The organism is Bacteroidales bacterium, from assembly GCA_021157585.1.
GTDB lineage: Bacteria > Bacteroidota > Bacteroidia > Bacteroidales > UBA12170 > UBA12170.
Window position 1 is genome coordinate 1 of record JAGGWH010000032.1, and the last position, 17,956, is coordinate 17,956.

General features: G+C 34.3%; 9 protein-coding genes. 2 read left to right on the top strand and 7 right to left on the bottom strand.

The genetic code is table 11. The annotated features are described in order from the left end of the window. Window positions 1-237: 237 nt before the first annotated feature. From J7K39_01615 to J7K39_01645, 7 genes are all read right to left on the bottom strand, one after another. Window positions 238-2,607, bottom strand: a complete 2,370-nt coding sequence (locus tag J7K39_01615) for a hypothetical protein (protein MCD6178577.1) — start codon at window positions 2,605-2,607, stop codon at window positions 238-240. A gap of 947 nt (window positions 2,608-3,554) precedes the next feature. Further along, window positions 3,555-5,261 (bottom strand): acyl-CoA dehydrogenase family protein, encoded by a 1,707-nt coding sequence (locus J7K39_01620; GenBank protein MCD6178578.1) that lies wholly within the window; start codon window positions 5,259-5,261, stop codon window positions 3,555-3,557. 1 nt (window position 5,262) lies between these two features. Continuing rightward, a complete protein-coding gene (locus tag J7K39_01625) occupies window positions 5,263-6,285 on the bottom strand; it encodes an electron transfer flavoprotein subunit alpha/FixB family protein (protein MCD6178579.1) in 1,023 nt (340 codons plus the stop codon). Between the two features lie 30 nt (window positions 6,286-6,315). Beyond that, window positions 6,316-7,188 carry an electron transfer flavoprotein subunit beta/FixA family protein gene (locus J7K39_01630; GenBank protein MCD6178580.1) on the bottom strand — a complete coding sequence of 291 codons (873 nt, stop codon included), beginning with the start codon at window positions 7,186-7,188 and terminating at the stop codon, window positions 6,316-6,318. Window positions 7,189-7,354: 166 nt separating this feature from the next. Next, a complete protein-coding gene (locus J7K39_01635; protein ID MCD6178581.1) occupies window positions 7,355-12,019 on the bottom strand; it encodes a SpoIIE family protein phosphatase in 4,665 nt (1,554 codons plus the stop codon). A gap of 101 nt (window positions 12,020-12,120) precedes the next feature. Next, window positions 12,121-13,803 carry a choloylglycine hydrolase gene (locus J7K39_01640; GenBank protein ID MCD6178582.1) on the bottom strand — a complete coding sequence of 561 codons (1,683 nt, stop codon included), beginning with the start codon at window positions 13,801-13,803 and terminating at the stop codon, window positions 12,121-12,123. 28 nt (window positions 13,804-13,831) lie between these two features. Further along, window positions 13,832-15,328 carry an NAD(P)/FAD-dependent oxidoreductase gene (locus J7K39_01645; protein ID MCD6178583.1) on the bottom strand — a complete coding sequence of 499 codons (1,497 nt, stop codon included), beginning with the start codon at window positions 15,326-15,328 and terminating at the stop codon, window positions 13,832-13,834. Between the two features lie 273 nt (window positions 15,329-15,601). Between J7K39_01645 and J7K39_01650 the strand changes: the two genes are divergently transcribed. Beyond that, window positions 15,602-16,960, top strand: a complete 1,359-nt coding sequence (locus J7K39_01650) for a hypothetical protein (GenBank protein MCD6178584.1) — start codon at window positions 15,602-15,604, stop codon at window positions 16,958-16,960. Between the two features lie 59 nt (window positions 16,961-17,019). Further along, window positions 17,020-17,952, top strand: a complete 933-nt coding sequence (locus J7K39_01655; GenBank protein MCD6178585.1) for a hypothetical protein — start codon at window positions 17,020-17,022, stop codon at window positions 17,950-17,952. Window positions 17,953-17,956 lie beyond the last annotated feature (4 nt).

Here is a 17,956-nt window from a genome sequence, read left to right on the forward strand (position 1 = left end):
CCTTTAAGCGAGCCCGAAGAAAATAAAAAATGGCCTCAATTATCCAGTTTACAAATGAACTAGCAAACTAAGATGCTACTAAACAAAATATCAATAATGAAGTAAAATTAAGATTATTAGAGGGTTGTAAAAATGCCGAATGCCGTTCGCTCGGAACCTCAGCTTAAAAACAGAAACCGTTGTAATTCAATACATTACAACGATTTTGCTTTTTAAGGTACAAGAAATATTTAATTCTTACCTCTCCTCAGCAGGTACAGGCGCATAATAACGCCTTCTTTCATTTTTCTTATTGATAGGATTTGCATCCAAAACCCACATCCCTCTTCCGTGTGTTGCAATAATAATCATATTATCGCGAGGATGAACTTTTAAATCGTGGACATAAGCAAAAGGCAAATCGCCTAAAATGGAATAAGTCTTTCCCTTATCTTTTGAAATATAAACACCGGAATCTGTTCCTACATAAAGAATATTTTCATCCACTGGATCTTCTCTAATAACATTGATTGGTCCCAATGGAATATTACCGGAAATATCTTCCCAGGTATTTCCAAAATCTGTCGATTTCCAGATATAAACCTGAAAATCATCGTCTCTACGACCTGTTTGCGTCATATAAACCGTAGCCATATCGTATTTAGAAGCAACTAAACGCGACACCCAACGCTTTGGAATTTTCTTATCGTTTAATTCAACCCAATTTTTTCCACCGTCTTTAGTGCGCCAAAATCTTCCGTCATCCGTTCCAGCATAAAGCAAACCAAAGCGTAAAGGCGACTCATCAAAGGCAGAAATTGTCTGATAACTAATATCGCCAAACTTATTGGGATTATTGAAAGTTAAATCAGGACTAATTTGCTCCCATGTACTTCCCCTATCTTTAGATTGCAAAACGTATTGCATACAATGGTAAATAATATCAGGATTATGCGTAGAAAGTAAAGTAGGAGAAACCCACTGTCCGCGCATTTTTTGTTCTTTTGGAAAAGGTTTTGGCAATAACATATCAAGATTTTCCCAGCTAAAATTATCAATAGTACTTTTTGCTAAATTGCCATAAAAAATACTTCCATAAATGGTATTGTTATCACGAGGATCGATAGCGTGTGAACAGCCCTCCGCTCCTACTGTTGGCTTAAATTCAACGGCAGGAATTCTATCTCTACCTCTCGTTAAATCTACCTCTCCAATAAAACTATGATGATCTTGAATAGAACCTACAATTCTAAAATTCTCCGAAAAATCGTAAGAAATATTATAAAACTGAGCAAGCGGAAGTTCTTCTATCGGGCTACGCCAATTATCGCCTTTATCGTAAGAAATAGCCAAACCGCCATCCTGAACATTAAGTAAATAGCTTGGATTATTTGGATCTATCCACAGACCATGATGATCCATATGCATATCGCGAATAGCAGTAAATGTTTTTCCTCCGTCGGTAGATTTATTTAAAAACAAACCCATAGTCCAAATGGTATTTGGGTCTTTTGGATCGACACGAATTTGTCCAAATACCCAACCATATGTTCCCGAATGACGCATCATATACTTTTTAGTATCCTCATCCAACCCACTAACTTTTTCCCAGCTTTCTCCTGCATCATTGCTACGATAAACCGTTGCTCCTTTAATTTCATCTTTTTTCTGGCGACCGTAAGCGTCTAAATCGCCTTTTTCGGCTTGTTTACCAATTTCATAATTATCAAGCAAAAGATAAAGCACATTGGGTTGAGATTTACATAAATCGATACCAATTCTTCCTCGATGATTAGCAGATGGTAAGCCGGTATTTATTTCTTTCCAGTTTTTTCCTCCATCAACAGATTTCCAAACGCCATTATGCTTTGTATCATTATAGGTTCGTGGATCACCCCATTTTAAGCGTGTACGCTCCCAAGAAGTAGCATAAAGAATATTTGGATTGCTGGGATGCATCACAAAATCACTTATTCCTGTTTTTTCATTGATATAAAGAATCTTCTTCCACGATTTTCCACCATCCGTAGTTTTAAAAAGTCCTCGGTCTTTATTAGGTGTCCATTCGTGACCCGTTGCTGCAACATAAACCACATCGGAATTGGAATAATCTACTACCACTCTGGCAATAGTGTGAGTATTTTCCAAACCCATCTGTTTCCAGCTTTTTCCACCATCTTGAGTTTTAAAAACACCGGCACCGGCATTAGAAGAACGAAAAATATTAGCTTCGCCAGTTCCAACCCAAACCACATCAGGATTTTGTGAATCTATCCCAATATCACCAATGGAAGCCGTAGGCATTTCGTCAAATACCGATTCAAAAGTTACTCCCTCATTTATCGATTTCCAAACTCCACCCGTAGCAGAACCTACCCAAATTGTATAATTATCTCCACGAGGAGAAACACCTTCTACATCGGTACAACGCCCACTAATATTAGTAGGTCCAACATATTGCCAATGTAACTTAGTAAATGAGGTGTCGCTCTTTAAAGCCATTTGTTTTTCAAACATTCCAAGACGCTTTTCGCCTTTTAGTAGTGGCTTTTTTTGAGCTTGAACAAATACGACAAGAGATAAAATACTTATAATTAAACTCGACTTAAGTGTAACAGAAAAATTCATAGGATTTTTTTTACTTGATTAATAAAAAAGGTTTTGTTTGTGTTTTACTAATTTCCTACTAAAGTAATAAAATTACATCTCAAGACTAATTCTAAAATGAAATTATTATCAAAATAATAGTGGGTTTAATAAATACAAAATATAAAAAACCTATCCTAATTTTGTATCAAGACCAAAACTTGGGTCACAGTAATTTTCGAATAAAAATTTATCCATCTAAATAAAAAGATTTAATATGCTTTAATCACTTAAAATCTTTTCTATTATTCATAAATGAATTAGATTATAGCTCCAAAGGAGCTAAATATTTGTAACCCAGTATAAGCGTAGCGCAATGCTGGGTTAATAGATATATCATCTTTGTCGCCGATGGAGTATATTCTACTGAAAGATTATTTTTCTTCTCGGCGAAATGAAACAGAGGATTTTGTAATAATTCACTACAGGATAAATGCTAAATTCCGCTGAAGGGCGTATTTCATTTGGTGCTAAATTATCTGTCAGCGGTAAATAATTTTAACCTTGTACCCCGCCTTCGTACGGGACTATAATATTATGCACCTACGGTGCAAAGACCATTTGATAATCTAACTTAAAGAGTTTAGAAAAGCTTTTGAATAATATTATTCAGTATTAACTTATTATCTTAACCCAAGTTTTAAACCTGATCCTTTTAAAATGGATTCATAATGTTGCTCGAATGTTCTTTTAATTATTTCAAATGCTTTAAATCCGCTTAATCTATATCATTTTTTGTCGTAGGTAAAATACTCAGGTAAAAATTCAGGAGAAAGTTCCAAAATATTTTTTTACCTAAAATATAAAATTATACATTACCCCACAACTTTTTACTTTGACCCCTAATCTTCAGGATATAATCCTACACATCCGGTAAATACGGTAATAATCAATAAGAAATAGAAAAAAAACTGACAGTTTATTTTTACCTAAAACTGTCTAAATAAGCCCAAATCTTTTAAATTAAAATTCTCGATATACTTAAATTTCTCATGATTTTCTGCCAAAGCAAATTGGCTAAAAATATCAGCTGATTTTTTATAAGTATCGCTACGATTGGCATCACTCAAGAGCAAGTATCCAATAATGATATTACCTGCCATCTCAACCAAACGACGAGCATGAAAATCAAATAGTTCATTGTCTTTCTCACGCTGAACAAAATTTACTGCTTTCTCGTATTGATCGGTCATTATAATTAAACGCCTTCTGATAAAATCAAATTCAGGCTTAATGCTTTGCGCTTCATACTCACGTATATAATTCATATAAGCACCATTTCCAACGCCACGCATAGCCGCAACCACTTGCAATTGAGAAGTTCCCTCGTAGATGGTTGTAATTCTGGCATCACGATAAATACGTTCGATAGGGAAATCTTTCATAAATCCTGTTCCGCCATGAACTTGCAAAGCATCGTAGGCAATTTCGTTGCTGTATTCACTGGCGACTAACTTTAAAAGTGGAGTAAACATATCCGCTTTCTTGGTATGGTATTTCATATCCTTACGCTCTTCTATTTCGAGTTTTCTATCTTCTTGAATAAAGTTATAGGATTTATAAACATCAACCAAACGAGCAGTCTCATACAGCAATGAACGGATAGCATCTACTTTCACTTTCATTTTAGTAATCATCTCATAAACAGCAGGATATTGAATAATAGCTTTCCCAAATTGCTCTCTTTCCTGAGCATATTTTAAAGCTTCGCGATAAGCAGCTTCTGCAATACCAACACTTTGAGCTCCAACACCTAAACGAGCAGAATTCATTAAAGACATTACGTATTTAATAAGTCCTAATCTTCTATCTCCTACTAATTTTGCCGGAGCATTCTTAAATACTAGCTCACAGGTTGGAGAGCCTTTGATTCCCATTTTATTTTCGATACGACGAACAGTCATTCGTTTTTCGCCTCTATCGTAAACAAAAAGAGAAAGACCGCGACCATCAGAAGTACCTTCCTCTGAACGAGCTAAAACCAAAGAAATATCTGCATCTCCGTTGGTAATAAATCGTTTAACCCCATTCAAATACCATTGGTCTTCTTTTTCGTTATAAGTAGCTTTAAGCTGAACGGCTTGTAAATCAGATCCTGCATCGGGTTCTGTTAAATCCATAGCTGCTGTTGCACCTTTTTCAAAACGAGGTAAGAACTCATCTTTTATTTCCTCAGAACCAAACTCATGGAGAGTTTCGGCACAATCTTGTAAACCCCAAATATTTGCAAATCCGGCATCGGCACGCGATACAATTTCGGCAGCCATAACATAGGGTACTATAGAAAAATTAAGTCCACCATATTTACGAGGCAAAGAAAGTCCGATCAGGCCTGCATCCACAAGAGCTTGATAGTTCTCATCGGTACCTTTTGCATAATGAACTTTATTATCTACCAATGTTGGACCATCGTGATCGACATCTTCGGCATTTGGAGCAATAATATCACCACAAATCTCACCAACAACATCCATTACCTTTTCATAACTATCCATAGTATCCTCAAAATCGAGAGGGGCATAGTCAAATTCATCTTTATCAATATAGTTTTTTTCTTTCAGCTTCACCAATTTCTCCATACTCGGATGATCAAGATGAAATTTCAAGTCTGTATTATCTGTATAAAAATTAGCCATTTTATTTCGAGTTTTCTTTATAATACTTAATCATCTTTGGAATTACTTCTTCTACGCTTCCCGTTATTGTATAATCAGCAATTTGATTAATGGGTGCTTGAGGATCCGTATTTATTGAAATAATTTTTGATGATTCGTCCATTCCTGCACTATGCTGAACCGCTCCAGATATACCACAAGCGATATATAATTTTGGACGAACGGTAACACCTGTTTGTCCAATCTGACGCTCGTGCGGAGCAAATCCTGCATCAACTGCTGCACGCGAAGCTCCAACTTCACCGCCCAATAAATCAGCTAAATCTGTAAGCAACTGGAAATTTTCCTTACTTCCAACACCATAACCACCGGATACAATTATTTGTGAGTTTTTAATATTTACTTTTTGTTTCTCGATATGGCGATCGATAATCTGGACAGCAAAATCCAATTCGTCGAAAACATTGTTTAAATCAATAGGAAAAATTTCTCCTTTATAATCTGCTGACTTAATCTCCTTTTTCATCACACCTTCGCGTACAGTTGCAATTTGAGGACGTGTTTCAGGATTAATAATGGTTGCAATAATATTTCCACCAAAAGCAGGACGAATTTGGTATAAAAGATTTTTATATACTTTTTTCTGTTTTTTATCTTCGTGATCGCCAATAATCAAACTGGTACAATCGGCTGTTAATCCACATTTTAAAGCTGAAGCAATACGTGGGCCGATATCTCTTCCGATAGAACTTGCCCCAAATAATACAATCTCGGGTTTTTGTTCTTTAAATAGCTTTATTAGCAGTTTAGCATGAGGACCGGTAGTATAAGGAAAAAGCTTTTTATCATCAGCAATATGGATAAAATCTACTCCATACGGAAATATTTCTTTTTCAATACCTTTTAAATTAGCACCAATCACAACAGCTTCCAGTTTAACATTCAGCTCATCGGCTAAAGAACGCCCTTTGGTAAGAAGCTCAAGGCTTACATCAGCAACATGGCCTTCCTCTGTAATTTCGCAATAAACAAATATATTATTCACTTTCTTAGTTTTTAAATTTGTAATAAATGCTTAACCAATAATATGGCTGTCGAGCAATTCTTTCATCAAATCATTGATTTCTTCGTCGCTAGTTCCCAGCACTTTAGAATCTTTAGACTGAAAAACAACGTTCTGAATAGCCTTTACTTTGGTTGGGGAACCTGATAATCCAAGAGCCTCAACATCTGCATTAATATCATCAACCGTCCATTCTTCAATATTCAAATAAGGACGCTCATTGTACAAATGAGTATAATCCTTAGTTTCGTTTTGAAGCTCTGTTACCGTCTTGGCATGTTTATATTTCATTAAGCGTTTTGCTTTTCTTGGACGACAATCTGCTGCCGAACCGTGAACCGTAACAGCCAAAGGAAAAGCGGCTTTAACAGTTTCTACTCCACGCTCCAAACGGCGCTTTATTGTGATCTCTTTATCATTAATATCTACCAATTCTTCAGCATAAGTAACTTGAGGAATCCCTAATTTCTCAGCAGTTTGCGGACCAACTTGAGCTGTATCTCCATCAATAGCCTGACGTCCGGCTACTAAAAGGTCAAAAGGCGCTAACTTTTTAACTGCTAATGATATAGCATAAGAAGTAGCCAAAGTATCGCTACCTGCAAATTTACGATCTGTTATAAGAAATCCTCTATCAGCACCTCTATACATAGATTCGCGGATAATTTCAGCAGCACGAAAAGGACCCATAGTAAGAACTATAACTTCTGCATCTTTCATCTTATCTTTCACACGAAGGGCAAATTCTAAAGCATTAAGGTCTTCGGGATTGTAAATAGCCGGAAGTGCAGCTCTATTTACCGTACCATCAGCTTTCATAGCATCTTTACCAACATTTCGTGTATCAGGAACCTGTTTGGCAAGAACAATAATTTTAAAACTCATTCGCTATAGTATTAATTTTTAGTTATTTAAGTTTTCGAATAATCAATATACAAATTCTAAACTATTATTAGATATTTTCGAAATGGTGACAAAAATAGAAATAAAGGGCAAACCCACAAAATTTAGGCTATCAAATAAAATAAAATTTATTACCAATAGACTGAGATTACACTTCAATACCTATTAAAGTCACATCATCAATTTGCTCCTCCTCGCCTCTCCAATCGGTAAATGCTTTCTCCAACAATGCTTTACTTTCTTTCAAAGAAGTAGAACGATGCTCCAATAACATTCGTTTAAAAGCAGGCGATTTGAATTTTTTACCTTTTGGGCCGCCAAACTGATCAATGTAACCATCAGAGAAAATATAGATTCTGTCGCCCTTTTCAAGTTGAATATTAAATACTTCAAAATCATCCATTTTATCGTAAATAGCTATTGGCATTTTATCTCCTTTAATTTCAAAAAGCTGATTATCAGAAGTCTTAACTCTATCGTGATCAAGATCAGGATAAGCTCCACTCTGCTTACGAATAAGATAAAGTGGATTATTTGCTCCTGCAAACTGCAACTCTAAGGTATCAAGATTTATACTCACCATAGACATATCCATACCATCTTTTGATTCGGCATCTTTCTGGTCTTGGCCTAAAGCAGTGATTACTGCTGTACGGAGATGATTCATAATATGAGCGGGATTTGTTGTACGTTCTCTCTCTACTATTTCTTTTAAAAACGAAATCCCCAACATGCTCATAAAAGCTCCGGGAACGCCGTGACCGGTACAATCTACTTCGGCTATTATCAGATGCCGATCGAACTGCACCATCCAGTAAAAATCACCACTAACAATATCGCGAGGCTTAAAAAGCACAAAATAATCATTCAAATATTTTTCAAAAGCCTTATTAGGTGGAAGTAAAGATTTTTGTATACGCTCGGCATAATAAATACTATCTGTAATTTGTTGTTTTTGTGCTTCGATATGATCGCGTTGTTGCTCCGCAATATTCATTTGAGCAACAACCTTTTTATTTGCTTCCTCTAAATCGCGAGTACGTTCTTTTACAATTTTCTCTAATTGCTTTTTCTGCTGTTCAATTCTCCTAACATTTATTTTATAAATAAAATATAGAAACAAAACAATGGAAATGAAGGCTAGTATTCTAAAACTCCACGTTTGCCAAAACGGCTTCGAGATACTAAACTTATAGCCTGCCGTATAGCTCCAAATATCGTCTTTTCCTTTTGCACGATAGACAAACTCATACGATCCAGGTCTCAAATTATTATAATAAACAATATGATCTTTATTCGTTCTAAAATAAGTTTGTGTTGAATTTTCATTACGCAAATAATGTTCATAAATAACCGACTTCTCATCAGAATAGAATAATCCGGAGAGTTCAAAAGCAATATTATTCTGATTGTATTTGAATTCATTTTGATTTTTAAAATCGATAGTAGAATCGTTAATTTTCACATTCTCCAAATAACATTTTGGCGATGACTTAGCCTCAACACTTCCTCTTAGATTAAAGTTAGATAAGCCGTGATAAGTAGCAATCCATAATAAGCCTTTTGTGTCTAAATAAAGCCCGTTCTGAACAACTTCATTACCACTAAGACCTTCTTTAGCAGTGATTTTAAATACAGTTTTAAGGTCTTCTTTATTAAAATAATACACTCCAAAATTAGTTCCAATCCATATATGATTTCTGTTTCGAGAGGGAATAATAGATTTAACAATTAAATTTTTACCAAGAGGAGTAATTTTTAAAGAATCGTTATTTATCAGTAATAGTCCTTCTGAAGATCCAATCCATAAAGAATTATCAATACTACTTATGGCCGACAAAGCATATGGAAAATGCTGTTGCTCCACAAATTTAGCACCATCGAAGCTCACAATAGCATTTCCATTTACACCCAAAATTTTACCTTGGTGTTCTGTAAGATTAAGAAGATTTGTTGTATTCTCATTCTGAAGGATTTTGAATAAGCCTTTATAATTTTTAAAATAATAAACCAATCCTAATCTATTACTTAAAACAAATAATTCTCCTTTTGAAGAAAAGAAAGCATCACTTAATCCTTTAAGCGACACTTTATTCGCATAAACTATTTTAAGCGTTTTAGCATTTATTTCAAAAATTCCTTTATCGTGAAGCAGTAGGACATTGTTATTTGGTAAAAGTCGAAGTATACCATGCCCTAAATCCAAACCCATTTTTTTAGAAATATTTTGCAGCTTTCCGGTTTCTACGTTATAGCGATAAATCCATTTATTAGATGAAACCCAAACATTACCCAATGGATCGTGTAAAACAGAAGCAATAGAAGAATTTAATTCTTCAGGAAAAAGATTCCTAATATTTTTATTATTGATAATTCTCTGTAAACCACCGGAATAGCCAATCCACAAATTCCCTTCAGTATCTTCTGTATAGGATAGAATAAAGTTATTCAATAAATCATCGCCGGAAGAATACTGAATAGCAGGCTGTTGCGGAGATATTACCTGATAAAGATGTGTGCTGTTTTTCAACCAAATAGAACCACTTTTACTTTGCGAAATTCCATTGATAGGTGTTTTAGGCATCTTCAATTGTTTGTTTAAAACAACCGGAGATTTTCCTTTTATCAAATCTGAAATACTCAAATAAAACAAGCCTCCCGGACTTGAAAACCAAAGAACATTACTTCTATCGACAAAGACAGAATAAACCTCTCCGATAAATATTCTTTTATTTCTCTTTTGTCCCTTCTCAACCAAATACAAGCCTTGTTTTGAGGCTATAAAAGTACGTTTTGAAGCGGTGTCTTGACACATCCCCGTGATACTACCCACCGATTGTATATCAATTAAATCATTTACTTGCCTTATTTTATTTGCTTCGAGTATATACAAACCTTTGTCGCTAACCAACCACTTTGTATTTTCCTTATCAATATATATATGATTAATTGCAAAGTTTGTAGGGTAATTAACAATCTTCCCGTCTTTTAACACACAAGAAACACCTTTCTCCGTAGCTATATATAAATTTCCATTTTTATCTTCTGTAATATGATTTGTAGTATTATGAACTAATCCATTTCCGGTATTTAGCTGCTCCATAATTCTACCATTATAGCGTACCACACCCGACAAAGTCCCAAACCACAAATAGCCTTTAGAATCCTGAAAAATAGTTGTAACATCTTCCTGCGGCAATCCTTCGTCAACACCAACCATAATATGCGGTAAAGTTCCCGGCTGAGAAGATTCATAATAATTTTTAAGGAAGTCTTCTATAGTATTAAAAGAAGCTCCTCGGGCAATTTTACCAAGAGTATTTAAAAGACCGTTATTCGATGACTCTTCAATAAACTGCTCGACAGCTTTAGTTAGATTAGGTTGATCTTTTCGTGTTGCCCAATTTACTTTTAATTTCCCTAAAGAAACTTTTGATTCTAAATCGGGATATAAAAACGCATTGAAAATTACTGTATAATCAGCACGATCATTACGTACATTTTTCACTAAATCGTTTGAGCTGGAAATAATTAAGTTTGTTATTCCATTATTGTGTAAAAGCTCTTCGTACATTGTATTACGCGCTGTAACACCGGTAAAATAATTCAAATCGTTTATCGATTTAATATCCTTATCAGGCTTAGCCAAAACAGCATAATCAGATTCATAGATAGGCAACATATTTATTTTACGTTCTCGCCAATCTAGTGCAGCAAAAATATCAACCGCAATATCAAAATAATTAAAAATTTCCGGAGTATATGATGAGTCTTTAGTTATCAGGTTATTCTCATCTTTCCAGTAAGTATTAAAATCGCTAACTACAACATATTCCATTTTAACACCAAGATATTCGGCAAATTCTTCTGCCAAAATATGCATAAACTGTTTTGTACCATTTTGATGAAAAACAAAATCACGCTCGCGCAAGGCAACCACAAGTTTCTTTGAGGACAAAATCTCATCTAAATCGCGATGATAAACTTGAATTGGGGTATGAGGAATTAAATGCTCTGCAAAACGAGAATACGTTTCTGAATACTTTTCATTATATAAATTGTCTAAAAAGCCATTATTTTCAATAGCTTTAAAAAAGGCCTCAACTTGTTGACTTAAAAGATTTCCCTTTTCGACAGCCCAAACAGTTTTAGCTACTTTATTTATCGGAAAAGTTAAAACAAACTCTTTATTATTTAATTTGTTGAACGAAAGAGCATCTTCAGCATCTAAAATAATTCCATCTACTTTTCCATCGATTAAAAATTGCTTAGACGTATTTCCGTCTGGCGTTTTTACAAACTCAATCCCACCTCCTATTTTGGCATCTATAATTTCTAAACTATGAACAAAACTTGTCCCGTCCATCAAACCTATTTTCATTCCTTTCATCTGATAAATATCGATAGGAATTTTTTCCAGGTCTTTTCTAACAACCAACATTTCGGCCGACAATAGTGTTTTGGCAAAATCGAAAAGTCTTTTTCGCCAAGCTAAAGGCGAAATAGTACTACAATAAATATCTACCTCTTTAAAAGCATCAGGAGTGTAGCTAATTGCGGAATTAGTTTCTAAATCTTTTGGCCGAACGCCATTATTCTGAAACAGCTTATCCCATCCAACAACTACTTCAACCAATTCCAAATCCATAAATTGGGCAAATTCATATGCTAAGGTATAGTTTACGGTTCCTAAGTCCGTTTCATCGAATCCAACATACAGCTTCCCGCTTTGCAGTATCTTGTCTAAATCGCGTGCTACTGAACCAAATGGCAAAAAGACTATAAATAAAATTATAAATTTTAATACCCTCATACAGGAAAAATTAGAAATAAGAATCTTATATATTACAAAGCTCTAAATTACAGATTTTAAGCTTGACGAAAAAATCATTTCGAGAAAACATCAAAATTATCCTATTTCTTTTCGTTCACAGCAATAGCAGTACACTTTCTTTCTAGATGCTCTCTTTCGTACAAATTAGGTATTTCCAAAAGCAAAGCTTTTTGATAGGATTGGTATGCACTATCAATTTGCCCAAAATTTACATAGTAATCGCCTATTAATTCCCAAGTATAAAAAAAGTTGGGATTAACTCCTGTAAATGATTCTAACACTTCTGAATTTACTGTTGAATTCTTTTCAATTGCGAACTCAATCTTCTTTCTTAATTTTTTATAGCTTAAGAATGATTTATAAGTAGTTGATAGTTGTAATGTATCAGGAGCAATAACTTCTTGTCCGAAGTTCTCATCCATAAGCATAGAAGGATTTTTAAAAATTTCTTCAAGCGAATAGGGTAAATAAGCTCCTAATTGAAATGGCTTAGTTGAAATCCATAGCTTCTTTTGCTCGGGTTTAAATAAGATAGAATGATGAGCAATAAACTGATTTAAAGCCAATTCATTTCCTAAACCAATTGACTTATTTTCAGCTCCATATGGATTTCTTAAAAAAGATACAAAATCATTCAAATCAAATGAAGTCTTTGTATTCAGGAGCTCCTCTACCCTTTCAAACCTTAGTCCGGTTGCATTTTCCCTAAGGTTTTCCTGATTCAATTTTTCATTAAATAAAACAGGACTTTGAAAATGATTCGTTAGAATTTGTTCTGTTTTTGTTCCTGCTCTAAACAAGATGGTTGTATCAGGAGTTTTCTCAATTATAGCGGTTTGTCCATCTTCACTTGAACCAATAAAAAAAGTTTCCGCAACAAAACTTGCACGTTTTTTTGCAATAGAATAAGCTTCATCAATTGTGGATGCATATTGAACAATTTCACGAGCAATAATAGATACTGGCGTTTTTGCCGTAAACGGGATTTCTGATTTAGCAGCATTCAAAGTAATGCTTAATCCTTGATTATTCATCCCCGAAACAACACCACTCATTCCTGACCAAGAAAGCGATACGAAATTATATCCGCTATCTGGAGAGATAAACATAAGCACCTTATTCTCAGCGAATTTATCGCCTACATAGAAGTCAAAATTTCTTCCTATCAACAAAGTAGAATCTACAGAAAGACTATCCCAAACCGAGAAAGCAGTACAAGCAACTAAGTTAAGGTTTTGCATTGCATGCCCAATATCATGAGCAGCATGATAATTCAATTGACGCTCATAATTATCTCCAATAAAATCAAAACTATCATCGGCAAAAAGTGAAACCGCTTTAATTTCTTTTTGATATTCTAAAGGAATATAATCAGGCAAATTCCGATTCATAAATGAAGTAACATATTTCAGGAATTTCAAGTACTTTTCACTTGGAATCATTTTTTTTATCTGCTTAACAAAAGCCTCTTCCTGAATAAACATCAATTCTTGAGAAAGAATTCCATGGCTGTATCCTATTTCTTCCGGACTTCCTTGTAAATACATCTCCCAGATTCCATATGAATTCTTACGTAAGAAATTCTGCTTAAATAAAAAAGTGGAATCATTAAGTTTTGTTCTTTCTGAGCTTTTCAGTTGTTTCAAGTCCAATATCGGAGCTTCAATTTGAACAGCAAAATAAAAATAAATACTAAAAAGCACAGCAATTCCCAAAATTGGCAACAATAGCTTTAATAATATTTTTAGTACTCTTGAAAACATATATTTCTCAAATTAAACAATACCAATATTATCGGATTGTATCATAAATTTTTGTTGTTAAATATTCTAAACCTATCAATTCTCCCACAGTTAAAATCGCGCCTGCCGTCACTCCTAAAGCACCATGCATATTCATATTTTGCCCTGTAAAAAACAAATTAGGAATTGCTGTTCTTGGCAAAACAATGGTAGAATATGGATTTTCATGATCTTTTAAAACACCATAAGAAGAACCGTTTCTTGTTCCCGTATAATCGCGATAGCTTAATGGTGTTGAAGTATAATACTTTAATATTTTAGAGCGAAAACCCGGAATTCTTTTTTCCACAAGATCAATTAACTGCTCAGCTTTTTCTCTTTTAAAATCTAAATATTCTTGTCCGCGATTTTCCACAAAAGTATTTTCCCATTTCTTCACATCTCCAAAAGACATAGGCGATAAAGCGGTAGCATGACTTACCCATTCGGGATTTTGTGAAGAAGCAGGAGTATAAAAATAAAAATGTTGAGGCCAAGGATTGGCATCATTATGCCAAACATCCTGAGCCGCAAAATGATAGATATTTCGTGGAATATACTGAAAGCTATTCTTTTTTAGAATAAAATAAACACTAAACATTCCGTTGGTATCAGACAAATTGTTAATTCTTTTACGATAAACCTTTTTCAAACGAGTATCGTCAATTAATTTCAATGTTACTGCCGGATGAATATTAGAAATAATTTTTTTTGCGAAAAACTTTTCTCCGTTTAGCGTTTCAACACTTACACTTTCATTATCTTGAAAATTAATCTTACAAACTTCAGAATTATTATGCAATTCGCCGCCTTGAGTACGGATTTTGTTAACCAATGCATCTGATAATTGCTGACTTCCATCCACAAAACGCCAAGCACTTTCAATAAATTGACGGTTTACTAAAGCATGAACATAAAAGGGCGTTTTTACTTTATCGCCACCATATAAAATATTAGCAGCACCTAAAACATTACGAAACCTCTTATCCGGATGCAAAGATTTTATATAATCCCAAGCTCCACCAATACGATAATTCTCGTCCTTAACTATTGATTTAAACTTTTCTAAATGCAAAAGCGGAAAACCATCGGTAATCTCCCATATCTTCTTTAAATAAGATTCTATTACTTTTCTCTTTTCGGGAAATTCTATAGCTAAATTTTCAATAAAGTTATCATATCCTTGTGCATAGTTATAGCGCTTACCATCATTTGCAAAACTAATTTGTTCAAATGCCTTAACATCTAATTGCCTTAGATTCAAGTCATCAATAATACCTAAATAATTAAAATATCTATGCAGAAACTGATCCTCAGCCATTGCTCCAATATAATTCATACCGGTGCCAAAATGATATCCGTCGCGTTTAAAAGTCTGTAAGTTTCCCCCAAACTGCCAGTGTTGCTCCAAAACAAGCACTCTCATTCCCTCCTTACTCAGTAGAGCAGCAGATACAAGACCTCCTAAACCACTTCCTGCAATTATTACATCAAACTTATGTCTCACTTGGGAATTTTTATTTGCGAAGCTAAGGATATTCTTAAAACTCAAAACTCATTTTTACTTTTATTTATTTTTTTATCTCATTTCCGAAACTTATTCCAAAATTCAAACCATTTCTCAAAATGAGAGTGTTGTTCTTATTTAGAATCATTCCATTTGAATTTAATCTATTGATTATTAGTTATTTAAGAAAACCTCAGTGAAAACGGCACATTTTTTGAACAGGGCAACTTGCAAGAAAAGGCAAAGGGTCAAAAAAGAAATTAAGCTATTTAAATGAAGAGATTATTCTATTTATCGTTAATACTGGGACTAATTCTGGTGAGTTGTAATAAGCCACCCGAAATCCCTAGTATTCAAGACGTTATTTTTCAAGCAACTACTAATACTTCGGGACTAAAATCTTCTTGTGATAATCCCATAGCTAACTTTGCACTAATCGAGATTGACGGGATAACTCAACAAGTAGGCGTGTTTTACTTAGACGACAAAATATATACCAATACTCTTAAGCTTGCTCCTGGTAACCATACACTAAACATGTTTGTTCTCGTTAACGATGGAGGGACTCCCGATAATCCTGATGGAGATATTATTGTTCAGGCTGCACCACTTAGTGGTAACACTTTTGCAAATTTCGTAAGTAAACCCCTACCTTTTAACTTTAAAGTAGATGCATTTTATAAAACAGAAATTCCAATTGAACTTTTATGTTATGAAGCCGCCGATTATGACGACTTTGGCTTCGCTTGGTTTAGTATTGAAGAAATAGCCGTTCGTGAGTTTTGCTTTTTTGGTGATATCTGTATAGATGATTATATGAGCTATACCGGTTCTCTATATGAGAATCAGCGTAATGGACTTCAGCACGATATGCCTGCAATTTTTAAAATTGACGTTATACGGAATGACAATCTGTTAATTACTTACGATAATGCTGAATGGTATGGCGAAGGGCGTCCCTTATGTGTCGATTACCCCGATTATTCAAACTATACCGATAATTACAAATTCGTTCTGTCTATACTGTTAAAGGAAGGTGAAGAGTTTAATTATGTTGAATTATATACTTGGGAAACAACAGATGCAGAACAATTACCTAATATCGGAAGTGATAATATATTAGATTTTGTTCTTGGAGACTGTGTCCCTGATGCCGATCTTATTATTCCTCCTATAGATGAGCCTACTCCTACTCCATTTACCGGTGAAGAAACCGCTTTTGCTTACGGTGGAGAAGAAAATGCATCTTGCTTTATTGAAGATGGTTTTGGTAACTGGGGATGGACAAATGGAAAATACAATGAAGGTGATTATACCTTAGAACTTTTAGCTGGAGTTGGTGACTGTGATCAAACAAAAGGTTATGACGTTGGAGAAGTTTTACTTTCCTACCATAATGGAAGCATTTCAGTAAGCTATAATGTTACTTCGACTTATGAATTACAAGCTGTTCAGCTTTATGTGGGCTATGAAAAATATCCTGAAAAAAATGGTACCCCAACAGTTGCTCCCGGACAATACACAATAATTGATGATGAGCTTAACTCAGGAACTACCAGCTATACATTTAATTTGGACGGATTTAGTGAAAAAATATATATAATCGCACATGCAGATGTTTTAGGAAATTAATAACCTTAAGATATAAAGACAAAAATTAAACAAGTGCAAAGCACATAAAAACAAAAATTATGAAAAAATTATTCTATTTATTTTTAATGGTCGGTCTAATAATCGTAAGCTGTAACAAGCCTGCAGATGTACCTGCTACACAAGAAGTAGTTTTTAAAGCAACTACTGCCACTACCGGGTTAAAAGCAGGTGACTGCGACACTGAAGTTGCTCATTACGCTTTAATAGAGATTGATAATGATATTCTTAAAGTAGATGTATTTTATTTAGAAGGAATGATCTACACTAACACTATTAAACTTTCTCCCGGAAATCATACAATTAAAAGTTTTGTACTTAAAAATGATAACGGAACACCAAACGATGATACCGATGACATCATTGTAAAAGCAACTCCTTTAATAGGTTCTGATTATGCCGGATTTGTTCAAAATCCACTTCCTTTCGACTTTAATGTTGATGCTTTTTATAAAGCTGAGGTAAATATTGAAATCCTTTGTTTTGAAGCTGCAGAAATTACTGACTTTGGCTTTGCTTGGTTTACTGTTAACGAAATTACAGTACGCGAACTTTGTTTCTTTGGTGACTTCTGTACAGATGATTATATGGATTATACAAACACATTATATGGTTCTCAAACCTATGGTGTTCGTCACGATATGCCTGCTATCTTTAAAATAGACATTTACAGAAACAACACCTTTTTAATTAGCTACAATAATGAATACCATGCAGATGGATCAGACTGGTTTGGTGAAGGAGCAGCTTTATGTGTGCAATATCCCGATTTTGAGAATGTTACAGACAATTACAAATTCGAACTTTGGGTTAAAGTTTTAGTTGGTAACTCTTTTGAATACAAGTTATTCCACACCTTTACAACTACCGATGCAGGACAATTAAATTCAGGAGCAGACAATATTCTTGACTTTGTAATTGGCGACTGTGTCCCTGATGCCGATTTAGTTTTACCTGCTTATTATAATAATTAGAAAT

Coding starts and splice junctions, on each gene's coding strand:
- J7K39_01615 (MCD6178577.1), bottom strand. CDS start 2,607: ATGAATTTTTCTGTTACACTTAAGTCGAGTTTAATTATAAGTATTTTA.
- J7K39_01620 (MCD6178578.1), bottom strand. CDS start 5,261: ATGGCTAATTTTTATACAGATAATACAGACTTGAAATTTCATCTTGAT.
- J7K39_01630 (MCD6178580.1), bottom strand. CDS start 7,188: ATGAGTTTTAAAATTATTGTTCTTGCCAAACAGGTTCCTGATACACGA.
- J7K39_01635 (MCD6178581.1), bottom strand. CDS start 12,019: ATGAGGGTATTAAAATTTATAATTTTATTTATAGTCTTTTTGCCATTT.
- J7K39_01640 (MCD6178582.1), bottom strand. CDS start 13,803: ATGTTTTCAAGAGTACTAAAAATATTATTAAAGCTATTGTTGCCAATT.
- J7K39_01650 (MCD6178584.1), top strand. CDS start 15,602: ATGAAGAGATTATTCTATTTATCGTTAATACTGGGACTAATTCTGGTG.
- J7K39_01655 (MCD6178585.1), top strand. CDS start 17,020: ATGAAAAAATTATTCTATTTATTTTTAATGGTCGGTCTAATAATCGTA.